Below are 5597 nucleotides of genomic sequence, written 5' to 3' on the forward strand. Positions count from 1 at the left end.
GGGAGGGCGGGGGTTCGTCGTCGGGTGCGGGCCGGTGGGGGCTGGTCGCGCAGTTCCCCGCGCCCCTTAAAAGATTGCGCCGTTCCCCGCGCCCCTGAAAGCAGAAGACTGCGCCGTTCCCCGCGCCCCTGGAAGCAGAAGATCGCGCCGTTCTCCGCGCCCCTGAAAGCAGAAGATTGCGCCGTTCTCCCCGCCCCTGAAAGACGAAAGGACTGCGCCGTTCCCCGCGGCCCCTTGAAAGCCCAAGACAACAGACTGCGCCGTTCCCGCGCCCCCGAGAGCCCGCCCGCACCAGAAAGAGTCGCCGTACATGACCTCAAGCGCCGACGCCACCGACGCCCCCTCGTCCTCCGGATACCGCAGTGTGCGGGCCGAGTTGGAGGGCCTGACCACGGAGGCGTTCCGTCCGGAGCACTCCGACATCGACCGACTGCCGACGCTGGACATCGCGAAGATCATGAACGGTGAGGACGCCACCGTGCCGACCGCCGTCGCCGCGCAGCTGCCGAACATCGCGGCCGCGATCGACGCCATCGCGGAACGCATGGGACGCGGCGGCCGGCTCGTCTACGCCGGCGCCGGCACCGCCGGACGGCTCGGCGTGCTGGACGCGTCGGAGTGCCCGCCGACGTTCAACACGGACCCGGCCGAGGTGGTCGGACTGATCGCGGGCGGTCCGGCCGCGATGACGACGTCGGCCGAAGGGGCGGAGGACTCCGCGGAACTGGCCGTCGCGGACCTGTCCGCGCTGGGCCTCACGGCGGACGACACGGTCGTCGGCGTCTCCGCCTCGGGCCGCACCCCGTACGCGATCGGGGCCGTCGAGCACGCCCGCGCGCTCGGCGCCCTCACGGTCGGCCTGTCCTGCAACGCGGACAGCGCGCTGGCGGCGGCGGCCGAGCACGGCATCGAGGTCGTGGTGGGCCCGGAACTGCTCACGGGCTCCACCCGGCTGAAGGCGGGCACGGCGCAGAAGCTCGTCCTCAACATGCTCTCGACGATCACGATGATCCGCCTGGGCAAGACGTACGGGAACCTGATGGTCGACGTACGCGCCTCGAACGAGAAGCTGCGGGCGCGTTCCCGCCGTATCGTCGCGCTCGCCACGGGTGCCTCCGACGAGGAGATCGAGGCGGCACTGGCCGCGACGGACGGCGAGGTCAAGAACGCCATCCTCACGATCCTGGGCACTGTGGACGCCCCCACGGCCGCCCACCTCCTCAAAGCAACGAACGGCCACCTACGAGAAGCCCTGGCAACAACCCACCAGCCCTGAGCGGCAGGCGGCTATCAAGGGGCGCGGGGAACGGCGCAATCTTCTAGGGGCGCGGGGAACTGCGCGACCAGCCCCCACCGGACCCGCACCCGACACCCCCCCTCCGCGCACCCCACGCCCCCCACACTGTCAGTGCCTCATGCGACGCTGGTGGAGCCAACCGGGAAGGGACCCCAAGACCGTGAACCACGCGCAACTGACCGCCCTGGGCAGAGCCCTCCGCGTGCTGGGCGAGCACGGAGACGCCCTCTCCACCGAGATCCCCGACGCCAAGCTCCATGAGGTGAAGGCGGATCTGAAGCGCGCCCTGGACCTCCTGGACGAGACCGTCACCACCGCCGCCCCCACCACCCGCTGCACGGAGCACCCCACGGGCCCGGTGGACAAGGACGCCCCCGACCTGTGCCTGCTCTGCGAGACCCGCCGCCGCCTCGCCCACCGCTCGAAGGTGAACGACTCGTACCAGGACTCCTTCCCGCAGGGCCGCCCGACGGCCCCGGACGAGAGCACGGAACGCACCACGTCCCGTTACGGCGTCCGGGGCGACCGGCCCCAGCCCCAGCAGCGCTGGCTCCCGGAGATGTGGACTGGCCAGGCCTGGCAGCTGTGCGGCACGCCCCGCCGCGACAAGCAGGAGGCCGAGCTGTATCTCGCCGCACAGCGCCGCAGCCCCCGCCCGGGCATGGCGTACCGCCTGGTGCACGAGTTCACGGACTACGAGGTCCTGCGCATCTGGGGCACCCCGGTGAAGGTGGACATCGAGCCGATGGGAAACCTCTAGCCCTTGGGCCGGCCCCGGTGCCGGTGGCCCGAGACCTCCCCGATCCACTCGACGAAGGCGCCCGGATCCTGGTCGGCGCCGTGCCCGGCGTCCCAGTAGTACGCGGTGTCGACGTCGTCACCCAGGCTCGTGAGCCGCGCGGAGAGGTTGCCGGCGACCGACAGCGAGGTGTCGGTGTCCTTGGTGCCGAGGCGTATCCACCAGTGCTTCGCCCGGTGGTGGTTGAGGTTGTCGACGAGGTGGTGCATCGGGTTCATCAGGTCGAGCTTCGCGGGGAGGTCGGCGTCCAGGCGGGCGCTGTCGCCGTTCTCGTGCCGCAGGCTGTAGAGCGTGAAGTGCCGGGCCTTGGTGGTCCCCGTGCCGAACAGGTTGTTCTCGGGGGTGGCCAGGGTGAAACCGTCGAAGGACGGCGCGTTCTTCTTCCGGGCGCCCACATGCGTGAGGAAGCCGTCCCAGGAGAAGGTGGCCCGCCCGCCCGAGCCGCCACCGGGAACACCGCCCGGGGTCCAGGTGATGAAGGGGTTCGCGGCGAGATAGGCGGCCCGGTCCGCGTCCGGCAGCGCCGCGAGGTACCGCGTGGCCGACGGCTCCAGATGCGTCCTCAGCAGGTACGCGTCCAGGTTGCGCGCGGTGAGGGCGCCGAAGCCCTTCGCCCGTAGCCCGAGCGAGGCGAGGTGCTCGGCGTACGCGGCCCTCAGCTCCCCGGAGACGGTCGGATCGACCTGCGCGCCGCCGCTCAGCGGGTTGGCGCCCCAGCACCACTCGTACGCCATGTCGGCGTGTTCGAGGTCGGTGATCGGGCACCAGGCCCCGGCGGCGAAGATCGCGTCGCTCGTGTCGGCGGCGCCGATCGCCTTCAGGTACGGGTCGTAGAGCGGACTGTCACCGGACGCGCCGAGCAGCGCGGACAGGGCACCACCCGCGCTGACCCCAGACGAGACGATCCGCCGTACGTCGCCGGGTACGCGGCCCTTGTTGAACTTCAAGTACCGCACGGCCGCCTTGAGGTCGACGATGACGGCCGGCGCGGTGCCGTAGTAGACCCCGGAGGCGTCGACGAGCGTACGGCCGCGGGCCCCGGGCTCCACGACGACGTACCCGGCGGCGAGCGCGAGCGCCTGGCGGCTGGTGCCGCCGCCCATCCCGGACGCGACGATGCCGGTGTTGTCCGCCACGGACGACGGCAGGTAGCCGCCGATGCCGTTGGCGAGGAGGATCGGCGCGTCCGTGGCGTCGACGGCCGTGCCGTCGATCCGTACCGGCACGCTGACGTTCAGGGACTGGTAGGCCGCGTCGACCGGCCGGGCCACGTAGGAGGCGACCTTGTAGAAGCGGTACACGACCTCGTGGGCGACGCCGCCGGTGTCCTTGATGGTGAGGGTGGATTCGGCGTAGGCGTCCGGATCGAAGACCAGATCCGCCGTAGCCCCCGCCCCGAGCCCCGCCCCGGCCCCGGCCCGCCGACCCTGCGTGGCGGCCCGCGCCCCGGGACCGTACCCGACCGCCGTCCCCACGGTCGCCGCGGTTGCCCCCATGACCACTGCTCTGCGCTTCACGTCCGTCTCCTGTCCTCCAGCACGGCTCGAAGCACTCAGTGCACCAGCCGTTCCTGAGGACTTCCCCTGCCCCGGAGACCACAGCGCGGGGAACCGGCCACCGGCCCGGACACCCCCGTCCTGCCTGCTCCGTCGCCATACCGAGCGAATCGCCCACAAAATTGTCAGCAATTTTGGCGCAAACTTACGCGGCCCGGACCGTGCACCCCGCTCCCGCGGCCCCGACCACCCGACCCGCAGCTCACCCCAGCGGGCTCAACCCAGCGGACTCAGCCCCACCACGGCCAACCGAAACAGCCGGTCCGCCTCCGGCGCCGGGTCGCGGTGGTGTTCCGTGGCCAGCACGATGCCGACCGCGAGGGTGATCAGGTCGGCGACCGTGACGTCCGCCGTCACCGCGCCGTCCCGCACGGCGCGCCGGAGGAGCGGAACCCCCGCCTCCTCCAACGACCTTGAGCAGGAGTTCTCGTGCACCGGGTCGGCGGGAGAGCCGTCGTACGTCAGCGCGGCGGCCAGCCCCCGGGCGGAGACGCAGTAGGCGACGACGTCGCCCATCCACTCCAGCAGGGCGTCCCTGCTGTCACCCCGGTCCGTCAGTTCCCCGGCGCGCACGCAGAGCGCCTCGATCCGGGTCCGCGACACCGCCTCCAGCAGTGCGCGACGCGTGGGGAAGTGCCGGCGGACCGTGGCGGAGCCGACCCCCGCGGTGCGCGCGATCTGCTCCAGGGACGCGTCCGCCCCGTGCGCGGCGACCTCCTCCTCGGCCACCGCGAGGATGCGCGCGTAGTTGCGCCTCGCGTCGGCGCGCTGATGGTCGGGCATCGGATCTCACCTCGTGCTTTGTCAAATGGCGGGCCCCGCCATATCTTAGGCGAAGAGGAAACGGCGGGCCCCGCCGTTTTGATGCGCCAGCACCTCGGAGGAGCGCCCGCATGCCCGAGAACACCCGTTCAGACTTCGCACCCGTCCTGGTCACGGGCGCCACCGGCAGACAGGGCGGCGCGACCACCCGCGCCCTGCTCTCGGCGGGGATCCCCGTACGAGCCCTGGTACGCGACCCGGCCACGGCCCGCGCCAAGGCCGTCGAGGCGCTCGGCGCGGAGCTCGTCACCGGCGATCTCCACGACCGCGCTTCCGTGACGCGCGCCGCGGAAGGCGCCCGCGCGGTCTTCTCCGTACAGATGCCCGGCATCACGCAGGACGGCTTCGACTTCGACGGGGAGGTACGGCAGGGCGTCAACCTCATCGAGGGCGTCCGGGCGGCCGGGGTGCCGCAGTTCGTGCACACTTCCGTCAGCGGTGCCGGTCAGCACACCGAGGACCCCGGCTGGGCCGAGGGCCGGTGGGCGTCGACGGCGGCCACGCTGGAGGCCAAGCGGGAGATCCAGGACCGGCTTCGTGCAGCGGGCTTCCCCCGCTGGACGCTGCTCAAGCCGGGCTTCTTCATGGAGAACTTCCTGCCCTCGATGCGGTTCCTGTTCCCGCGCGGTGTCGAGGGCGGCATCGTGAGCGTGCTCAAGCCCACGACGCGTCTGTCCCTCGCCGCGGTGGACGACATCGGTGTGGCGGCTGCCGCGGCCGTCGCCGCGCCGGAACGGTTCGACCGCGTCGAGCTGGAACTCGCCAGCGACTACCTGTCGATGGCGCGGATCGCCGAGATCCTCTCCGCGGCTCTGGGTACGCGGCTGTCCGCGCCGGACATGACGGAGGCGGAGGCGCTGGCCGCGGGGATGCCGCCGATGGGGGCTTCGCACGAACGCCTGAACGTGGTGGGCCAGCCGGCCCGCCCCCAGTACGCCCGCGACTTCGGCATCAAGCTGACCCCCTTCGAACGGTGGACAACCCAACACCTCCCCCAGCCCCAGACCCCCTGACCTGCCAGATACTCCGCCCCCGCCGCCCCTACCCATCCCCGTCCACACATGGGGGCTACGCCCCCTCGCCCCCTTTTGCGCAGTTCCCCGCGCCCCTAGGTACCTAGGGG

Annotated in this window: 5 protein-coding genes; 3 read left to right on the forward strand and 2 right to left on the reverse strand. The window is 71.9% G+C overall.

Annotation, left to right across the window (positions count from 1 at the left end):
* The first annotated feature begins 310 nt into the window (after positions 1–310).
* Positions 311–1276, forward strand: coding sequence for an N-acetylmuramic acid 6-phosphate etherase (murQ, locus tag ACFWGJ_RS41150; RefSeq protein WP_387334082.1), 966 nt, complete (start codon positions 311–313; stop codon positions 1274–1276).
* A gap of 181 nt (positions 1277–1457) precedes the next feature.
* Positions 1458–2057 carry a hypothetical protein gene (locus ACFWGJ_RS41155; protein WP_381833652.1) on the forward strand — a complete coding sequence of 200 codons (600 nt, stop codon included), beginning with the start codon at positions 1458–1460 and terminating at the stop codon, positions 2055–2057.
* Here the strand turns inward: ACFWGJ_RS41155 and ACFWGJ_RS41160 are convergent.
* Both ACFWGJ_RS41160 and ACFWGJ_RS41165 read right to left on the reverse strand, forming a co-directional pair.
* On the reverse strand, positions 2054–3613 hold the full coding sequence (locus ACFWGJ_RS41160) for a subtype B tannase (RefSeq protein WP_387334083.1): 1560 nt from the start codon (positions 3611–3613) through the stop codon (positions 2054–2056). The genes ACFWGJ_RS41155 and ACFWGJ_RS41160 overlap by 4 nt on opposite strands.
* 255 nt (positions 3614–3868) lie before the next feature.
* Positions 3869–4435, reverse strand: a complete 567-nt coding sequence (locus ACFWGJ_RS41165; protein ID WP_387334085.1) for a TetR/AcrR family transcriptional regulator — start codon at positions 4433–4435, stop codon at positions 3869–3871.
* Between the two features lie 110 nt (positions 4436–4545).
* Here ACFWGJ_RS41165 and ACFWGJ_RS41170 point away from each other — a divergent pair, with 110 nt between their 5' ends.
* A complete protein-coding gene (locus ACFWGJ_RS41170) occupies positions 4546–5487 on the forward strand; it encodes an NmrA family NAD(P)-binding protein (RefSeq protein WP_387334086.1) in 942 nt (313 codons plus the stop codon).
* The last annotated feature ends 110 nt before the right edge of the window (positions 5488–5597 follow it).

This window comes from Streptomyces sp. NPDC060205, from assembly GCF_042728395.1.
In the GTDB taxonomy this organism is placed as follows: Bacteria; Actinomycetota; Actinomycetes; order Streptomycetales; family Streptomycetaceae; genus Streptomyces.